The 16,126-nt window shown below is 54.1% G+C and carries 17 protein-coding genes, 2 tRNA genes and 1 other RNA gene; 10 read left to right on the forward strand and 10 right to left on the reverse strand.

What is annotated here, in order from left to right; translation table 11 throughout:
• Positions 1-677 precede the first annotated feature (677 nt).
• From csgD to csgG, 4 genes are read left to right on the forward strand one after another with little or no spacing between them, the layout of a single operon-like run.
• Positions 678-1,328 carry a biofilm master transcriptional regulator CsgD gene (gene csgD, locus M8014_RS06980; RefSeq protein ID WP_271281799.1) on the forward strand — a complete coding sequence of 217 codons (651 nt, stop codon included), beginning with the start codon at positions 678-680 and terminating at the stop codon, positions 1,326-1,328.
• Positions 1,329-1,332: 4 nt separating this feature from the next.
• A complete protein-coding gene (gene csgE / locus M8014_RS06985) occupies positions 1,333-1,722 on the forward strand; it encodes a curli production assembly/transport protein CsgE (protein WP_271281800.1) in 390 nt (129 codons plus the stop codon).
• A gap of 13 nt (positions 1,723-1,735) precedes the next feature.
• The gene (gene csgF / locus M8014_RS06990) at positions 1,736-2,152 is read left to right on the forward strand and encodes a curli production assembly/transport protein CsgF (protein WP_271281801.1); all 417 of its coding nucleotides are present in this window, start codon (positions 1,736-1,738) and stop codon (positions 2,150-2,152) included.
• A 26-nt stretch (positions 2,153-2,178) separates the two neighbouring features.
• Positions 2,179-3,012, forward strand: a complete 834-nt coding sequence (csgG, locus tag M8014_RS06995; RefSeq protein WP_271281802.1) for a curli production assembly/transport protein CsgG — start codon at positions 2,179-2,181, stop codon at positions 3,010-3,012.
• A 42-nt stretch (positions 3,013-3,054) separates the two neighbouring features.
• Here the strand turns inward: csgG and M8014_RS07000 are convergent, their stop codons facing one another.
• The 4 genes from M8014_RS07000 to ghrA form a co-directional block, all read right to left on the reverse strand.
• Positions 3,055-3,546 (reverse strand): DUF1097 domain-containing protein, encoded by a 492-nt coding sequence (locus M8014_RS07000; RefSeq protein WP_271281803.1) that lies wholly within the window; start codon positions 3,544-3,546, stop codon positions 3,055-3,057.
• Positions 3,547-3,633: 87 nt separating this feature from the next.
• Positions 3,634-4,188, reverse strand: a complete 555-nt coding sequence (locus tag M8014_RS07005; protein WP_271281804.1) for a TorD/DmsD family molecular chaperone — start codon at positions 4,186-4,188, stop codon at positions 3,634-3,636.
• 20 nt (positions 4,189-4,208) lie between these two features.
• The gene (locus M8014_RS07010; protein WP_271281888.1) at positions 4,209-4,946 is read right to left on the reverse strand and encodes a phosphatase; all 738 of its coding nucleotides are present in this window, start codon (positions 4,944-4,946) and stop codon (positions 4,209-4,211) included.
• A gap of 82 nt (positions 4,947-5,028) precedes the next feature.
• Positions 5,029-5,967 (reverse strand): glyoxylate/hydroxypyruvate reductase GhrA, encoded by a 939-nt coding sequence (ghrA, locus tag M8014_RS07015; RefSeq protein WP_271281805.1) that lies wholly within the window; start codon positions 5,965-5,967, stop codon positions 5,029-5,031.
• A gap of 227 nt (positions 5,968-6,194) precedes the next feature.
• On the opposite strand from ghrA, the gene M8014_RS07020 reads away from it, so the two are divergent.
• A tRNA-Ser gene (locus M8014_RS07020) sits at positions 6,195-6,282 on the forward strand.
• Between the two features lie 46 nt (positions 6,283-6,328).
• A non-coding RNA gene (locus tag M8014_RS07025) (RtT sRNA) lies at positions 6,329-6,466 on the forward strand.
• Between the two features lie 75 nt (positions 6,467-6,541).
• Here M8014_RS07025 and M8014_RS07030 read toward each other — a convergent pair.
• Positions 6,542-7,447 carry a LysR family transcriptional regulator gene (locus M8014_RS07030; protein WP_271281806.1) on the reverse strand — a complete coding sequence of 302 codons (906 nt, stop codon included), beginning with the start codon at positions 7,445-7,447 and terminating at the stop codon, positions 6,542-6,544.
• Between the two features lie 110 nt (positions 7,448-7,557).
• Between M8014_RS07030 and M8014_RS07035 the strand changes: the two genes are divergently transcribed.
• The 3 genes from M8014_RS07035 to M8014_RS07045 all read left to right on the forward strand — a co-directional run bounded on the left by M8014_RS07035 (position 7,558) and on the right by M8014_RS07045 (position 9,350).
• Positions 7,558-8,418 (forward strand): pirin family protein, encoded by an 861-nt coding sequence (locus M8014_RS07035; protein WP_271281807.1) that lies wholly within the window; start codon positions 7,558-7,560, stop codon positions 8,416-8,418.
• A 20-nt stretch (positions 8,419-8,438) separates the two neighbouring features.
• Complete coding sequence (locus M8014_RS07040) at positions 8,439-9,116, forward strand: isochorismatase family protein (protein ID WP_271281808.1); 678 nt, start codon at positions 8,439-8,441, stop codon at positions 9,114-9,116.
• Positions 9,117-9,262: 146 nt separating this feature from the next.
• A tRNA-Ser gene (locus M8014_RS07045) sits at positions 9,263-9,350 on the forward strand.
• A gap of 299 nt (positions 9,351-9,649) precedes the next feature.
• Here M8014_RS07045 and phoH read toward each other — a convergent pair.
• The 4 genes from phoH to efeU form a co-directional block, all read right to left on the reverse strand.
• Positions 9,650-10,438: a phosphate starvation-inducible protein PhoH gene (phoH, locus tag M8014_RS07050; RefSeq protein WP_271281809.1), complete on the reverse strand. Its 789-nt coding sequence runs from the start codon at positions 10,436-10,438 to the stop codon at positions 9,650-9,652.
• Between the two features lie 494 nt (positions 10,439-10,932).
• Entirely contained in the window at positions 10,933-12,216 is a 1,284-nt protein-coding gene (gene efeB, locus M8014_RS07055; protein ID WP_271281810.1) for an iron uptake transporter deferrochelatase/peroxidase subunit, read from the reverse strand.
• Between the two features lie 5 nt (positions 12,217-12,221).
• On the reverse strand, positions 12,222-13,349 hold the full coding sequence (gene efeO / locus M8014_RS07060) for an iron uptake system protein EfeO (protein WP_271281811.1): 1,128 nt from the start codon (positions 13,347-13,349) through the stop codon (positions 12,222-12,224).
• 44 nt (positions 13,350-13,393) lie between these two features.
• The gene (gene efeU / locus M8014_RS07065; RefSeq protein WP_271281812.1) at positions 13,394-14,227 is read right to left on the reverse strand and encodes an iron uptake transporter permease EfeU; all 834 of its coding nucleotides are present in this window, start codon (positions 14,225-14,227) and stop codon (positions 13,394-13,396) included.
• 251 nt (positions 14,228-14,478) lie between these two features.
• Between efeU and M8014_RS07070 the strand changes: the two genes are divergently transcribed.
• Positions 14,479-15,663, forward strand: a complete 1,185-nt coding sequence (locus M8014_RS07070; RefSeq protein ID WP_271281813.1) for a NupC/NupG family nucleoside CNT transporter — start codon at positions 14,479-14,481, stop codon at positions 15,661-15,663.
• Between the two features lie 35 nt (positions 15,664-15,698).
• Here the strand turns inward: M8014_RS07070 and M8014_RS07075 are convergent, their stop codons facing one another.
• Positions 15,699-16,118: a DUF3574 domain-containing protein gene (locus M8014_RS07075; protein ID WP_271281814.1), complete on the reverse strand. Its 420-nt coding sequence runs from the start codon at positions 16,116-16,118 to the stop codon at positions 15,699-15,701.
• Positions 16,119-16,126 lie beyond the last annotated feature (8 nt).

A 16,126-nucleotide genomic window follows, 5' to 3' on the forward strand; every position in this document is an offset into this window, starting at 1 on the left:
ACGATGAAGAGTATGTCTGCCGAAACAATTTAAATATCTCACCCGCCAGTTGTATTTTTATTCCTATGGTCACCCCAAAGTATTAAATAAAATAAAACAGCTGTTGGGGTTGGTGACTTTTCAGGGAGTTAAAAAAAGGCAAATGTAAAATTCAGAAATGAATAGCAGGAAAAGCACTGACTTGCCGTTTCGCCTGCCCTCCAGGCCCGTTTGACCGATATATCGCTAACTCTGTGACAACGCACCTGATTTCTTAAGACGTTTACACAGTGTAAAAATAGGCTTAGCTTTTTGGCGACGCTCATACCTTCCTTATAATAATTTACAAAATATATTATTCAACAAAAACAATGAATTAATATAATTTGTATGATTTTTTAAATGTGTGCATCAATAACAACATGTACAACTTTATGCTGAAATCTAAGCAATTCGGGAAGTTGTTTTTTACAAAATAATATTGAATTTTACATCCTGTTACACGTTTAACACTTGCTTTAAAAAACGTAATGGCTAGATTGAAATCAGAAGTTCAGCATTATCTTAAAATATTTTCCCTCCCTTATGAGGGGTATGGTTTCTCTTCTTCACACAGCAGTGCCACATCTGTCAGTGCTTCTGGAGCCCCCGAAATATATCGGGGGCAACTGGCAGGTGTCCCAAAAAGGGGTTTCATCATGTTTAATGAAGTCCATACCTTGCATGGTCAGACATTATTGTTGGTCACCAAACCTTCTTTACAGGCTACAGCGTTATTACAGCATTTAAAGCATAGTCTGACATTGAGCGGAAAATTGCATAGCATTCAACGCTCTTTCGATGATATAGCGCCTGGCAGCATTATTCTTTTCGATATGATGGAAGCGGATAAAAAACTTATCCAATACTGGCAGGATATTTTAAGCAGAAAAAACAATAACATCCGCGTGTTGTTATTGAATACTCCAGAAGAGTATCCATTCCGGGATATAGAAAGCTGGCCGCATATTAACGGCGTCTTTTACGCCAATGAGGATGAGGCACGCGTGGTGGAGGGACTGCAAGGGGTTCTGCGCGGTGAATGCTACTTTTCGCAGAAACTGGCCAGTTATCTCATCACCCATTCCGGAAATTATCGCTACAACAGTTCAGAGTCTGCTTTGCTGACCCATCGCGAAAAAGAAATTCTGAATAAATTACGCATCGGAGCTTCAAATATTGAAATCGCCCGTTCGTTATTTATCAGTGAAAATACGGTTAAGACCCATCTTTATAATCTTTTCAAGAAGATAGCTGTTAAAAACCGGACTCAGGCGGTTTCATGGGCGAATGATAACCTCAGGCGTTAACAGTATGAAACGCACGATGAGATGGATTGCCGCGGCAGGTATCTGGCTTGCCGCCGGGAATCTTCATGCAGTTGAGGTGGAGATCCCTGGATTGTTAACTGACCACACAGTCTCATCTGTCGGGCATGCTTTTTACCGAGCGTTCAGCGACAAATGGGAAAGTACTTATCCAGGTAATTTAACGATCAACGAACGGCCCAGTGCACGTTGGGGAAGTTGGATCACAATAACGGTAAATCAGGACGTTATTTTCCAGACTTTTTTATATCCCACGAAACAAGACCTTGATCAAAACGTGGTCTTTGCTCTGGCTCAAACCGAAGAAGCAATAAATCGTCTGCAGATTGATAAGGCTCTGCTGGGTACCGGCGATTTAGCGCAAGACGAGTTTTAATTCGGAGGCATTCATGCGTGTTGTATATGCAGTTATTGCTCTAGTGCTTATTCCATCATTAAGTTGGGCCGGAAATATGACGTTCCAGTTTCGTAATCCAAACTTTGGTGGTAATCCAAATAACGGCGCTTACCTTTTAAATGGTGCTCAGGCGCAAAACTCTTATAAAGACCCAAGCATGGACGACGACTTTGGTATTGAAACGCCAAGCGCGCTGGATAACTTTACCCAGGCCATTCAGTCCCAGGTTCTGGGCGGGCTGTTAACCAATATCAACACGGGTAAACCCGGTCGCATGGTCACCAGCGAGTTCATTGTCGACATCGCTAACACTGACGGGCAATTGCAGTTGAACGTGACGGACCGGAAAACGGGGAAAACATCCACCATTCAGGTTTCCGGCTTGCAAAATAATTCTACCGACTTTTAAATAATGTCGAGATAAGGACAATAATCATGCAGCGCTTTCTCATCCTTATTGCAGTGTGCTTATTGAGCGGTTGTTTAACTGCTCCGCCAAAAGAAGCCGCGAAACCGACATTAATGCCACGGGCGCAGAGTTATCGCGATCTCACGAAACTTCCGCTACCTACCGGTAAGATTTATGTGTCGGTTTATAATATCCAGGACGAAACTGGACAGTTTAAACCTTATCCGGCAAGTAACTTCTCGACAGCTGTCCCGCAGAGCGCCACCGCAATGCTGGTCACCGCGTTAAAGGACTCTCGCTGGTTTATTCCTCTGGAGCGTCAGGGACTGCAAAACCTGCTCAACGAACGCAAAATTATTCGTGCCGCGCAGGATAACGGTACCGTGGCAATGAACAACCGTATTCCACTGCATTCACTCACGGCGGCTAACGTCATGGTTGAAGGGTCGATTATCGGTTACGAAAGTAACGTCAAGTCGGGCGGTGTGGGGGCGCGTTACTTCGGTATCGGCGGTGATACGCAGTACCAGCTTGACCAGATTGCGGTGAACCTGCGCGTGGTCAACGTCAGTACCGGCGAGATCCTCTCTTCAGTGACAACCAGTAAAACGATTCTCTCGTATGAAGTGCAGGCTGGGGTGTTCCGTTTCATCGACTACCAACGACTGCTGGAAGGCGAAATTGGCTATACCTCTAACGAGCCGGTGATGCTCTGCCTGATGTCGGCTATCGAGACCGGGGTCATCTTCCTGATTAACGACGGTATCGATCGTGGCTTATGGGATCTGCAAAACAAGAATGAAGTGAAAAACGATGTTCTGGTGAAATACCGCGAGATGTCAATGCCTCCGGAATCCTGACAGAAAGCGCATTAAAAAGGCGAGACCTCAGTCTCGCCTTTTTTATTTGCTCAGCGCCGCCGCGTTGTTCGCCTTATCCCGCCGGGCTGCCAGCCACAGCCCGCTGTTTTTCATCGCGTAGCCAAACACCAGCCCCAGCGCCAGAGAAGGCACGACCAGACGCCAGTCACCCTGCCCTGCGAAGGTCGCACAGGCGCCCATGAAGGTCCCGGGGACGAACGACAGCAGCAGGTGTTTCGCCTGGATACACATTAAAAATGCCACCACGCCGGTCATCATATAGCCGAAGATTTCCAGATGCGGTGCCAGCGCACTGCCATGGATAATGATCATCGCCCAGGCGACGCCGCTCATCAGCGTGCAGGCAGAGATAAAGAACCCCTTCAACCCGCCCTGCGGACAGGCGAAATACGCCGTGCAGCCCAAAAAGCCCGCCCAGCTGAGAAGTCCTGACGAAACCGCGACCCAACCCCAGATCCCGGAAAGGATGCCGGTGGTCAGTGCTATAGAAAAGAGTATGTTCATGGCGCGCATCTTAGCAGATACGCGCCGAGGAAATGAGATCAGAAACACATAATATGTAGAATGAGAGAAGCTGTTACATTCAAACAGTGATCTAAATCACTCTTCATTCTCTTCCTGCAGCTCGTCCCACATTGCCGCCAGGGCATCGCGGGTTAGCGGTGCCATAGTGCGCCAGAATGGCGAGGTAGCATGGGCTTCGACCTTGCCGAGAAACGCCGCGCACCAGGGCAAAATGAACTCGGCGAACAGGGTCTCCAGCGCTTCGTTTTCATCTTCTGCAGAATGGTCTTCAATCCACGATGCCGCCAGCAGCAAGGTGCCGATGTGATCGGCAGGGGTATCGGTCAGCGGCATCCCGCGCGCAGAGAGGAAAGCACGCACTTCGGCTTCGGTCGCGCCCTCTTCCCAGGCTGAACGGTAAGGCGGAACGCGACACTCTTCGCCGACAAACAGCGCGTTATAGTCGGCCGCAATTTGCTGCATGTCGCAGCTGTTTTGCAGACGCTGCAGCAGATCATCCTGTTCAAGCGGCCAGTTCTGTGCCAGCTTGCCTTCGCGCACCAGGGTAAAGAGCGGTACCAGCAGCGGATCCTGCGGCTGACGGTAATACAGCGAGCCCAGTACGCGGCAGAGGATGGAAAATTCATTCATTTGTTGAGTCCATTACACAGTTAAAGTTCGGCAAATTCGGCGATCGGAGCCATACCACGCGACTCCAGGAAATTCAGTAAACGGCGGGGAGAGACGTTCAGAATTCGATCTTCCGGGAACGCCACCTCATCGAGGATCTTACGGCATTCGCTAAAATCTCCCAGCGTAAACGCGGTATGGGAATCGGATCCCAGCGCCACGTAGCCGCCTGCATCACGCACCGCCGCAGCAACTTCCAGGCAGTTCGCTTCACTGCCCTTACGGGAGTGGATAAAGGAGGAGTTATTGATTTCCAGCGCCACGCGATGCTTCGCGGCGGCCTGCGCCACGGCCTGGATATCAATCGGGAACTTCGGATTCCCCGGATGGCTGATGATATGTACATTACCACTGGCGATGGTGGCAATCATCGCTTCGGTATGGGTGGCTTTGTCCTGTGGGGCAAAAACCGGCTCATGGAAACCGGCAAGAATCAGATCCAGAGAGGTCAGCATCGGGCCGGTACAATCAATTTCACCCTGCGTGTTTTTGATGTTGGCTTCGATCCCGCGCAGGATCCCGACGCCATCAACCAGACGCGGCCAGATGCGCATATTCACAAAGTGCCAGTAGTGCGGCGCATCCGCCATATCAGGACCATGATCGGTGATCGCAAAGAGCTTAATGTTCTTAAGCCTGGCCTGGGCGATGTAGTCATGAAGATTGCTGTAGGCGTGGGTACTGGCGACGGTGTGCATATGCAGGTCAACGGGATACATCATTCTCTCCTCTCGTGTTTCCCAAAGGATAGCAGCTATCACGGGCGTTTATTAGCAAAAACCCGGCAACCGCCGGGTTTACTCAATAGCCCCGCTGGCGGTCAACGCGCCCGGTCACCGACTCACCCTGCTCCAGATGGGTAATGGTGCGGGCAATATACGACACCGCCTCTGCAGGACGGGTCACCGCCGCAACGTGCGGGGTCATCGCCACGCGCGGGTGTGCCCAGAGCGGGCTTTCTGGTGGTAAGGGTTCTTTGCTGTAGACATCCAGCATTGCGCCTTTCAGCTTCCCGCTCTCCAGGGCTTTCAGCAGGTCGGCCTCCACCAGATGCACGCCGCGCGCCAGATTCATCACGTAGCTATTATCCGCCAGTTGGTTAAGCAGACCGCGGTTGATGATACCGACCGTCTCGGCGGTATTGGGCAGGAGGTTAATCAGCACCCGCGTTCCCTGTAAAAACGGTGACAGTTCGTCTGCCCCCGCAAAGCTGGTGATGCCTGGGTAGTCCTTACGTGTGCGGCTCCAGCAGCGCAGCGGAAAGCCCCACGGTGCCAGCGCTTCGGCCACTTTCGAGCCCAACACCCCGGCACCAAGGATACCGATGGTAAAATCTTCACGTTGATAATCTGTCAGCGGCTCCCAGCGCGCCTGCTGTTTTAACGCCTGGTAATCATCAAAGCGACGGAACCAGTGCAGCACCTGGCTCACCGCGTACTCCTGCATCTGCTCGCCCATGCCGGTGTCTTCGAGGCGGAACAGCGGGATATTGTCGGCCAGCATATCCGGGTGCGCTTTCAGTTTACTGAGGATCGAGTCCACCCCGGCGCCCAGCGCAAAGACCGCTTTCAGATCCCGTCCCTGCAGCATCTCCACCGGCGGATGCCACACCAGTGCATAATCTGCCGGTTGGTTATCGCCGCGCTTCCACTCGCGCACCCGCGCGCCCGGCAGCGCCGTCAACAGCGCTTTTAGCCAGTATTGAGTATCAAAGGTCGGATGATAAAAAATGATGTCCATTGCGATTGCCTTCTTTGTGCGGTTTTATGTTCATTTTCAAGTGCCTTGCAGCTTAGCAAACTTTTACGCCGAGGTCGTTGTCGATAAAAAAGTCACTTTCAGCACATTTAGAAATCATGTTGCTCGAAGTTTGTCTAAACACGCTAATTAACTGAAAAAGGTGATTGACGCCGGAACGGCTTTTTCTTACATTAGCGCCCGTCCCAGCAACAACGGGATGACAATACGGTGAGGTGTCCGAGTGGCTGAAGGAGCACGCCTGGAAAGTGTGTATACGGCAACGTATCGAGGGTTCGAACCCCTCTCTCACCGCCATATTCGAGAAAAAGCTCGTACGCAAGTACGGGCTTTTTTTTCATCTATATGCCCCCGAAAGAGAGGGGCGAGAATCCTCGACCAGGGTTCGACAACTGGCTGTAGCCAGTTGGACAGACTGAGAGCGTAGCGAACAGGCTGCCCGCAGGGCGAGCGAAGCGAGTCAGCCCCTCTCTCACCGCCATATTTGAAGAAGAGCTCGTACGCAAGTACGGGCTTTTTTTTCATTTATACGCCCCTCTCTCACCGCCATCAGGCGTCACTCCTCCACTATCCTTGCATATTCCTCGGTCAAAAAATCCACCAGAGTCTTCACCGACGGCAATAACCCACGCCGGGACGGATACACGGCATGAATCACTTCTCGTCGCGGCTCCCATTGTTCGAGCACCCTGACCAACGCTCCTGACGCAAGCTGGTCTTTCACCATTAAGATGGGTAACTGCACCACGCCAACGCCCGCCATGGCCGCTTCACGCAGTGCCAGCATGTCGGTGGTCACTAAGCGCGGCGTAAAATGGATCTCGGCCTTCGCCCCATCCGGGCCATGCAGTTCCCACTTATGCACCTGCTTACCGGCCCCCATACTCAACCCTGGCCATTGGCTGAGCTCGGCGGGCATAGCCGGTTTACCCCTGCTCTCAATCAGATGGGGGCCTGCGACCAGGCAATGTCCCCGGTCGGCCAGCACCCGCAGCACCAGATCGCTGTCATCAAACGGGCGCGGACGCACGCGGATGGCGATATCAATCCCCTCGGCCACCAGGTCCACCCGGCGATTGGTGGCTTCGAGCTGCAGGTTGATCCCCGGATAGCGGGCCATAAAGCGCGCCAGCATCGGCCCAACGTGAACATGCAGGATCGTCACCGGACAGGTGATCCTGACCATGCCGCGCGGTTCCGCCTGCAGCGCCGCAACGGCTTCTTCTGCCGCCTCGGCTTCTATCAGCATCGCTTTGCAGTGCTGATAGAAAGTGTGCCCCACCTCGGTCACGGTAAACTGCCGCGTAGTGCGCTGGATTAAGCGCACCCCAAGTCGTGCTTCCAACTGGGCAATCCGGCGGCTCAGTTTGGATTTTGGCTGATCGAGCGCCCTGCCCGCCGCCGCAAAACCACCGTAATCGACCACTTTCACGAACCAGACAAAGTCGTTGAGATCCTGCATACCACCCTCATCGTTCCATTTATGGAACTGTGAATGTCATTTTCACACTCTACCGCGAAATTAAAGCTGAATATAAGCTAATAGCATCAACCGAACATCAGGAGAAGAAAATGAAAAACATCACTGGCGTCTACACAGCCCCCCGTCCGCACTGGGTTGGCGACGGTTTCCCGGTACGTTCCATGTTTTCTTACCAGACTCACGGCGAGCCGCTGAGCCCGTTTTTACTGCTGGATTACGCGGGTCCGCACAACTTCCCGGCTGACGGCGCGAAACGCGGGGTGGGTGAGCACCCGCACCGTGGCTTTGAAACGGTCACTATTGTCTATTCCGGAGAAGTGGAGCATCGCGACTCGACGGGGAAAGGCGGCGTGATTGGCCCGGGAGACGTTCAGTGGATGACCGCCGGAGCCGGGATCCTGCACGAGGAATTTCACTCCAGCGCCTTCGCCCAACAGGGTGGCGAGCTCAAAATGATGCAGCTGTGGGTCAACCTGCCCGCGAAGGACAAAATGGCGGCACCGGGCTATCAGAGCATCACCAAAAACGCGATCCCGGTGGTGGCGTTACCGGATAACAGCGGTGAACTGCGCGTGATCGCCGGTCGTTACGGTGACGTGGCGGGGCCTGCGCATACCTTCTCACCCCTGAATGTCTGGGACATCGCGCTGCGCCAGGGAAGCCATCTGACGCTCGAGCAGCCTGCAGGCTGGAGCACCGCGCTGGTAGTGCTTGAAGGCAGCGTCGTCGTAAACGGAACGGCGAAGGCCAGCGAAGCACAGCTGGTGGTGTTGAGCCAGGAAGGAGAAAAGGTACATCTGGAAGCCAGCAGTGATGCCAAAGTGCTGCTGATGGCCGGGGAGCCGCTGAACGAACCGATTGTCGGCTATGGTCCGTTCGTGATGAACAGCAAAAGCGAAATCGCGGAAGCGATAAGCGATTTCAATTCCGGCCGCTTTGGCCAGATCTGAAGAGAGTAAAGGAGAAGATAATGTCTACCCCAGCAAATTTTAAAGGTGCGCGTCCGGTCATTGATGCGAATGATGCGGTGATGCTGCTTATCGATCACCAGAGCGGACTGTTTCAGACCGTCGGAGACATGCCGATGCCAGAGCTGCGTGCCCACGCGGCGGCACTGGCCAAAATAGCTACCCTGGCGAATATTCCGGTAATAACCACCGCCTCGGTACCGCAAGGGCCAAACGGGCCGTTAATCCCGGAGATCCACGCTAACGCTCCGCATGCGCAGTATGTCGCACGCAAAGGTGAAATCAATGCCTGGGATAACCCGGAATTCGTTGCCGCCGTAAAAGCAACCGGGCGGAATACGCTGATCATTGCTGGCACCATCACCAGCGTGTGCATGGCTTTCCCGTCGATCAGCGCGGTGGCTGACGGTTATAAAGTGTTTGCGGTTATTGATGCCTCGGGCACCTACAGCAAAATGGCGCAGGAGATAACTCTGGCGCGGGTGGTTCAGGCGGGTGTCGTACCGATGGATACCGCCGCGGTCGCCTCTGAGATCCAGCGCAGCTGGAATCGTGAAGATGCTGCTGAGTGGGCGGAGGTCTACACGCATATCTTCCCGGCCTATCAGTTGCTGATTGAAAGCTACAGCAAAGCACAAGAGGTGGTAAAAAATAGAGAAGTGCTCGATTCGCAGCGCTAATACCCCGCTCCACGGTGTAAAAAACCGTGGAGCTGATTATTGCTTAACCGAACAGGTCTTAATGCATAAAATATGCTTGACCGTTTTGGCCTGACTGCCTATAGTAGCGCCCCGTTGCCCCCGAGAGGAAAGGCAGCGAACAATACGGTGAGGTGTCCGAGTGGCTGAAGGAGCACGCCTGGAAAGTGTGTATACGGCAACGTATCGAGGGTTCGAACCCCTCTCTCACCGCCATATTTAGAAAGAGCTCGTACGCAAGTACGGGCTTTTTTTTCATTTATACGTCCCCGAAAGAGAGAGCCGCCCTGGCACGTTCACGGGTGATGCGACTGACAGAGAAGCACAGAACTTAAAGTGAACGGAACCACCACCGGAGCCGCATGCTCCCCCTCACCCCAACCCTCTCCCTGAATGGAGAGGGGGCCGACCGTGCCAATTTTTTTGTGGGGATCCCTCTCCCCACGGGAGAGGGAATAAAGCGGCCGCACAAAAAACAAAGCCCGGTTTCCCGGGCTTTGCACAATGTATCAAAATCAATAGTAGGCGTTCAGCGTCCGCTGGCAGAGTGCCGAGCGCACGCAGTCGTCTTTGGTAAACTGCACAATTCCCACCATATCATCTTCAACAAAACGTGCCATTGCATCGCTTAAGCCGGATTTGACGCCGCGAGGCAGGTCACACTGGGTAATGTCGCCGTTAACGATAACCGTAACGTTTTCCCCGAGGCGCGTTAAAAACATCTTCATCTGCGCAGCAGTTACGTTCTGAGCCTCGTCGAGAATCACAACTGCATTTTCAAATGTACGTCCGCGCATATAGGCGAACGGCGCAATTTCTACCTTACCGATTTCAGGGCGCAGGCAGTACTGCATAAAGGATGCACCGAGTCGCTTCACCAGCACGTCATAGACGGGCCGGAAGTACGGGGCAAACTTCTCCGAAATATCGCCGGGCAAGAAGCCGAGATCTTCATCGGCCTGCAGTACCGGACGGGTGACAATAATCTTCTCAACATCCTTATGAATCAGAGCTTCTGCCGCTTTGGCTGCACTTATCCAGGTCTTCCCGCATCCGGCTTCACCGGTTGCAAAGATAAGCGACTTACTCTCGATAGCATTCAGGTACTGCGCCTGAGCGTCATTGCGTGGGGCAATTGGGGACATATCACGGCTGTCCCGCGCCATGCCAATTGCTTCTACGCCACTCATCTGCACAAGCGAGGTGACCGATTCTTCTTCACGCTGTTTATGGCTGCGTGAATCCCGTCTCAGCACACGTTTTGCTTCGCGACGAGCTTTGATCACTGCTTTTTGTCTTCCCATGGATAGCACCTTGAGTTGTTGGTATTCATCACTCGCGCCATTGGCGCGATTAGGCGAACGAACATCTGAGGGTTGGCTTCCTTTTAAGCCAGAGCTTTCTTGGTTAGGTGACACGACCGAATCGCTATGCTCACCATTCGGCGGGTCGGAGAAATCAGGATGCGCTGTGGAGGGGGAGAATTTTGTGGCGAAGAGATCGCTGCCGGAGGTGGGGCCTCCGCGCCGGGTGCTGCGGTTGTTTCGTTTACCTTGTCCAGTAGAGGACCCAACCATTCGCGATCTCCAAAGTGATTGATCATCACCGTAGGTGTTTACCGCTGTCTTAAAATAAGTACAACAGGATTTATCATAAATGCAACATTTATTTTACCTGAGTGCAACTTTTAAGACTCACCCTACAGTTCTGGAGAGTGTGATAGAAAAATATTACAGAAATATAACAACAGCAAAACAATCTTAAATAGCTGTCCCGCTCAGGGCGAGCGGGACAGGTTTCAGGCCTTCAGTAGCCCCTGTGCGAGCCAGTCGTTCTTATCACGCACGCCCGGCAGGGCAAAGAAATAGCCCCCGCCAATCGGCTTGATGTACTCTTCCAGCGCCTCGCCGTTTAAGCGCTTCTGGACGGTCAAAAAGCCCTTCTCAAGGTCGTGCTGATAGCAGACAAACAGCAGCCCCATATCCAGCTGACCCGAGTTGGTCACCCCCAGCGAATAGCTGTAGCCCCGGCGCATCATCAGGTTTGCTTCCGTCTCCTTAGTGCGCGGGTTCGCCAGACGAATATGGCTGTCGAGGGCGATGGTGTCGCCGTGTGGATCGCGGGCGTAGTCCGGCACGTCGTGCTCGTTTTTCATCCCCAGCGGTGCCCCGCTGTGCTTGTCGCGGCCAAAGATAGTCTGCTGCTCCTTAAGCGGCGTACGGTCCCAGAACTCGACGTGGAACTGAATGAGTCGGATAGCCTGATAGCTGCCGCCCACCGCCCAGGCCGGTTCGCCCTGTTCAGCGGTCACCCACACCACGTTATCCATCAGCATCGCGTCGCGGCTGTCCGGGTTGGCGGTGCCGTCCTTAAAGCCGAGCAGATTCACCGGCGTCTCTTTGCCCTTGCTGCGCGCCGCGTGGTCAGAGATAAACCCTTCCCGCTTCCAGCGCACGCTCAGCAGATCCGGGGTGTGCTTGATCAGATCCCGCAGGGCGTGGATCACCGTATCCTGGGTGTTGGCGCAGATCTGGATCAGCAGATCGCCGTGGCACAGGGCCGCATCCAGCGAATCATTCGGAAAACGCACCATCTTCTGCAGCGCTTTCGGCTTGTGCTTTTCCAGCCCGAAGCGAGCATCAAACAGCGATGCCCCGAGCGATACCGTCATCGTCAGGTTATCCGGGGCGATAAAGGCACCCAGAATGCCGGAGTCCATCGGCGGCAGGCGCGGGTTCGGCGTGTCGGGCGCCGGTCCGCCGGTGGTAAGAAAGTCAATGCGCTGGGTCAGCAGGCGGAACAGACGTTCCAGCTCGCTTTTATCGCTGGCCAGCACATCAAACGCCACCAGCATCATCGACGCCTGCTGCGGGGTTAAAATCCCGGCCTGATGCGGCCCGTAGAACGGTTGCGTTTCCATGCGCGCCTCCGGGGAGAGCGTGCCCGGCGCGCTCTGCGGCTTGGCCGCGTGCGCCACCGGGCAGCCACCGGCGAAGGCAAGGGCGCCGCCAAGCACCCCCACCCCTTTCAGCAACCGACGTCGTGAAGGTTCAGCAACGTCGTTGTCATCGTGCTTGTTCATGGTGCTTAGTCCAGACCCAGAACGCCGCGCAGCTGCGCCAGATCTTCTGCCAGGGTGGTGATTGGCCCTTTCAGCGCGTTACGGTCGGCATCGGTCAGCTTGTCGTAAGTTTCAAAGCCGTCTTTGGTGCGGTACTTCGCCAGAATGGTGGTGACTTTCTTGAAGTTGGCATCCACTTTCGCCAGCAGCGCGCTGTTATCTTTTTGCAGCTGCGGACGCAGCAGGTCAACAATCTTCTGCGCACCTTCGATATTGGCCTGGAAGTCCCACAGATCGGTGTGGCTGTAGCGGTCTTCTTCGCCGCTGATTTTGCTGGCGGCCACTTCTTCAATCAGACCCGCCGCGCCACCCACCACTTTTGACGGTGGGAAGGCCAGCTCGCTGATGCGCTTTTGCAGATCCAGCACGTCGCTGTTCAGCTGCTCCGCATACTGCTCCATCCCTTTGGTGGAGTTATCGCCAAACAGCGCTTTTTCCAGACGGTGGAAGCCGGTGAATTTCGGATCGGCGGCTTTCTGCTCGTAATCATCTTCACGGGCATCGATGCTGCCGTCGAGATCCGAGAACAGCTCGGCAATCGGTTCGATACGCTCGTAGTGCTGGCGCGTCGGTGCGTACAGGGATTTGGCTTTCTCGATATCGCCCGCTTTCACCGCGTCGGTAAAGGCTTTGGTGCCGGCAACGAGATTCGCAGTCTCTTTGGTGACGTAGGCTTTATAGGCCGTAATCGCGTCGCCGAGGCTCAGCAGGGCTTCACCTTTGGCTGCATCAGCGGTGGCTTCACCTTTGACGATCAGTTTGCCTTTCGGGTTGGTCAGCAGGCCGCAGGTCATGTCATATTCGCCCGGCTGCAGGTTAGCGGTCATCTTCTGGCTAAAGCCCGGCGCGATATTCTCTCGCTCTTCCACCACCATTACCCCTTTGAGGATCTCCCACTCCAGCGCTTTCTGGCTGTGGTTCTGAATGATGAACTGGGTTTTACCGCTGTTGACGGTGATGCTCATCGGCTCGCACTGTTTGTCGGTAACGGTGACGTTAACCTGCGGCACATCCGCCGCCTGGACCGAAAACGCAGAAGACAGCAGTACGGCAATGCCAGCCTGTAACGCACTACGACGAAAATGAATAGCCATGACCCTTCCCTTTTCTTAAGTATGTTGTAACTACAGTGAGCACGTTAGCGCGAAATGCCCGAAGCCTGAGTGCTGGCGCGCGGTGGCAGACAAAACAGCACCAGCGCCGGGATCAGATAGATAAAGTAAACCGCCACTTCGCTGACGCTCGGTGTTTCCTGATAGCCGAAAATACCTTCCAGCAGCGTACCGGTTAACGAATGGGTAGAGAGGATGTTGCTTAGATCGAAGGCCACATCCTGGAAATGGTTCCACAACCCGGCCTCATGGAAGGCACGGATGGCCCCCGCCGCCAGCCCGGCCGCCACCAGCAGAATAAACAGGCTGGTCCATTTAAAGAACGCGCCCAGGTTGAGGCGGATCCCGCCCCAGTACAGCAGAAAGCCGAGCACCACCGCCGTAGCCAGCCCCAGTACCGCGCCGATCGGGGGCCAGATCCCCACGTCCTGCTGGAATGCCGCTAACAGGAAGAACACCGACTCCAGCCCTTCGCGGGCGACAGCAAAAAAGACCATCATCACCAGCGCCCAGCCGTGATGGTTACCCTTAGCCAGCGCGCTGTCGACGGCCTGCTCCAGCTGAACTTTGACATTGCGCGACACTTTACGCATCCAGAACACCATCCAGGTGAGGATCACCACCGCAATCAGCGCCACAATGCCTTCGAACAGCTCCTGCTCTTTTTGCGGGAACTCGCCGGTGGTTTCGTTGATGGCAATCCCCAGTCCCAGACAGAGGGCGGCGGCAAGGAATACGCCAATCCACATCACACCGATCCAGCGGCCACGCTGGGTGCGTTTCAGATAGCTGGCGATAAGGCTGACGATTAAGGCCGCTTCAAGGCCTTCACGTAACATAATGAGAAATGGAACAAACATGCCGACACCTTAAATGTTTATCGCGGTCAACTGATGCAAAGAAAAGTAAATTCTTGTGATAGTGATTATCATTACGGAAATAAGAAACACAAGTGAAATATGCGATGTTTTAATGACAGGATGTAAACCCCTGACGGCGAAATAATCACCCAGGTTATTAAAAGGTTTATAACTTATAACGTAAATGCCCATTTACGCTAACATCTGCCTGTGGCTAAATAAGCGCCTTTCTAATCTGCTGAAAATCAACCATGTATAACTTTTTGCATTTCCTGCTGGCGCTGGTGGTGATCCTCGCTCTTGCCTGGCTGGTCAGTTTTGACCGCCGTAACGTCCGCATTCGCTACGTCATTCAGCTTATCGTGATTGAAATTGCGCTGGCGTTCTTTTTCCTGCACGCCGAAAGCGGGCTGTTTGTTATTCAGTACGTGTCGGGCTTCTTCGAATCGCTGCTGAAATATGCCGCCGAAGGGACCAACTTTGTGTTTGGTGGGATGGGAGAAAAAGGGCTGGCGTTTATTTTCCTCGGCGTGCTGTGTCCCATTATCTTTATATCCGCGCTGATCGGCATTTTGCAGCACTGGCGTATTCTGCCGGTGATTATTCGCGTGGTCGGCACTTTGTTGTCGAAGGTCAACGGCATGGGCAAGCTGGAGTCGTTTAACGCCATCAGCTCGCTAACGCTGGGCCAGTCGGAAAACTTTATCGCCTACAAAGGGGTGCTGGGGGATCTGTCGTCACGCCGGCTGTTCACCATGGCGGCCACCGCCATGTCGACGGTATCGCTGTCGATTGTCGGTGCCTACATGACGATGCTGGAGGCTAAATATGTGGTCGCGGCGCTGATCCTGAATATGTTCAGCACCTTTATCATCCTTACCATTATTAACCCGACGCGCCCGGAAGCGGAGCCGGAAATTAAGCTGGAGAAGATGCACGAATCCCAGAGTTTCTTCGAGATGCTGGGGGAATATATTCTGGCCGGCTTTAAAGTGGCGATGATTATTCTGGCGATGCTGATTGGCTTTATTGCCCTGATTAGCGCTGTTAACGCCCTGTTCTCCAGCGTGTTCGGTCTGAGCTTCCAGCAAATTCTGGGCTATGTGTTTTATCCGCTGGCGTGGCTGGTGGGGATCCCCCTGAGCGATGCCCTGCACGCGGGCGGGATAATGGCAACCAAGCTGGTGGCAAACGAATTTGTGGCGATGATCGAACTGCAGAAGACTGCGGCGCAGATGACCCCGCGCGGGCTGGGCATTCTGTCAGTGTTCCTGGTGTCGTTCGCCAACTTTGCCTCGATCGGCATTGTGGCCGGGGCAATTAAAGGGCTGAACGAGCAGCAAGGCAACGTGGTGTCGCGCTTCGGCCTGCGCCTGGTGTACGGCGCGACGCTGGTGAGCCTGCTGTCGGCGAGCTTTGCGGGATTAGTGTTGTAAGCAATAACGGCGGGAATAATCCCGCCGTTTTTTTATCAGAACTGCACGCACACCGGCTGATCGACGCGCATCACCGATTCCTGGGCGAAGCGCTTTTTATAAATCCCGCGTAACGCTTCTATTTTGCTTTCGCTCTCTGCATCCTGACCGTGGATCAGCATCAGCGCCTTGCTCGGCTCGCGCGCCACTTTCCCGTCGTTGCCCAACCACTGCCCACGCGCATCAAACACCGTTAAGCCATCGCGAAATCGCGGGGTCACGTCCCCATCAACAAACTGCTGCCACTCCTGGCCACCGATCGCCTCCCCTGCCGGACGGTTCAGGCCGAAATAGAGCGTGGTCTGCTGCATCTGGTTGTCGGCTTTGCAGGTGTCGGGGGCGGTCGTGTGCGATGGTGCGTTGCAGCCTGCCAGCAGGAAGAGTGCGCCCGCCATAAGCCCTGTTTTGATTGTCATACTTCACT

The sequence above is a fragment of the Silvania hatchlandensis genome, assembly GCF_025564065.1.
Lineage (GTDB): Bacteria > Pseudomonadota > Gammaproteobacteria > Enterobacterales > Enterobacteriaceae > Enterobacter > Enterobacter hatchlandensis.

Coding starts and splice junctions, on each gene's coding strand:
- csgD (WP_271281799.1), top strand. CDS start 678: ATGTTTAATGAAGTCCATACCTTGCATGGTCAGACATTATTGTTGGTC.
- csgE (WP_271281800.1), top strand. CDS start 1,333: ATGAAACGCACGATGAGATGGATTGCCGCGGCAGGTATCTGGCTTGCC.
- csgF (WP_271281801.1), top strand. CDS start 1,736: ATGCGTGTTGTATATGCAGTTATTGCTCTAGTGCTTATTCCATCATTA.
- csgG (WP_271281802.1), top strand. CDS start 2,179: ATGCAGCGCTTTCTCATCCTTATTGCAGTGTGCTTATTGAGCGGTTGT.
- M8014_RS07000 (WP_271281803.1), bottom strand. CDS start 3,546: ATGCGCGCCATGAACATACTCTTTTCTATAGCACTGACCACCGGCATC.
- M8014_RS07005 (WP_271281804.1), bottom strand. CDS start 4,188: ATGAATGAATTTTCCATCCTCTGCCGCGTACTGGGCTCGCTGTATTAC.
- M8014_RS07010 (WP_271281888.1), bottom strand. CDS start 4,946: ATGTATCCCGTTGACCTGCATATGCACACCGTCGCCAGTACCCACGCC.
- ghrA (WP_271281805.1), bottom strand. CDS start 5,967: ATGGACATCATTTTTTATCATCCGACCTTTGATACTCAATACTGGCTA.
- M8014_RS07030 (WP_271281806.1), bottom strand. CDS start 7,447: ATGCAGGATCTCAACGACTTTGTCTGGTTCGTGAAAGTGGTCGATTAC.
- M8014_RS07035 (WP_271281807.1), top strand. CDS start 7,558: ATGAAAAACATCACTGGCGTCTACACAGCCCCCCGTCCGCACTGGGTT.
- M8014_RS07040 (WP_271281808.1), top strand. CDS start 8,439: ATGTCTACCCCAGCAAATTTTAAAGGTGCGCGTCCGGTCATTGATGCG.
- phoH (WP_271281809.1), bottom strand. CDS start 10,438: ATGGGAAGACAAAAAGCAGTGATCAAAGCTCGTCGCGAAGCAAAACGT.
- efeB (WP_271281810.1), bottom strand. CDS start 12,216: ATGAACAAGCACGATGACAACGACGTTGCTGAACCTTCACGACGTCGG.
- efeO (WP_271281811.1), bottom strand. CDS start 13,349: ATGGCTATTCATTTTCGTCGTAGTGCGTTACAGGCTGGCATTGCCGTA.
- efeU (WP_271281812.1), bottom strand. CDS start 14,227: ATGTTTGTTCCATTTCTCATTATGTTACGTGAAGGCCTTGAAGCGGCC.
- M8014_RS07070 (WP_271281813.1), top strand. CDS start 14,479: ATGTATAACTTTTTGCATTTCCTGCTGGCGCTGGTGGTGATCCTCGCT.
- M8014_RS07075 (WP_271281814.1), bottom strand. CDS start 16,118: ATGACAATCAAAACAGGGCTTATGGCGGGCGCACTCTTCCTGCTGGCA.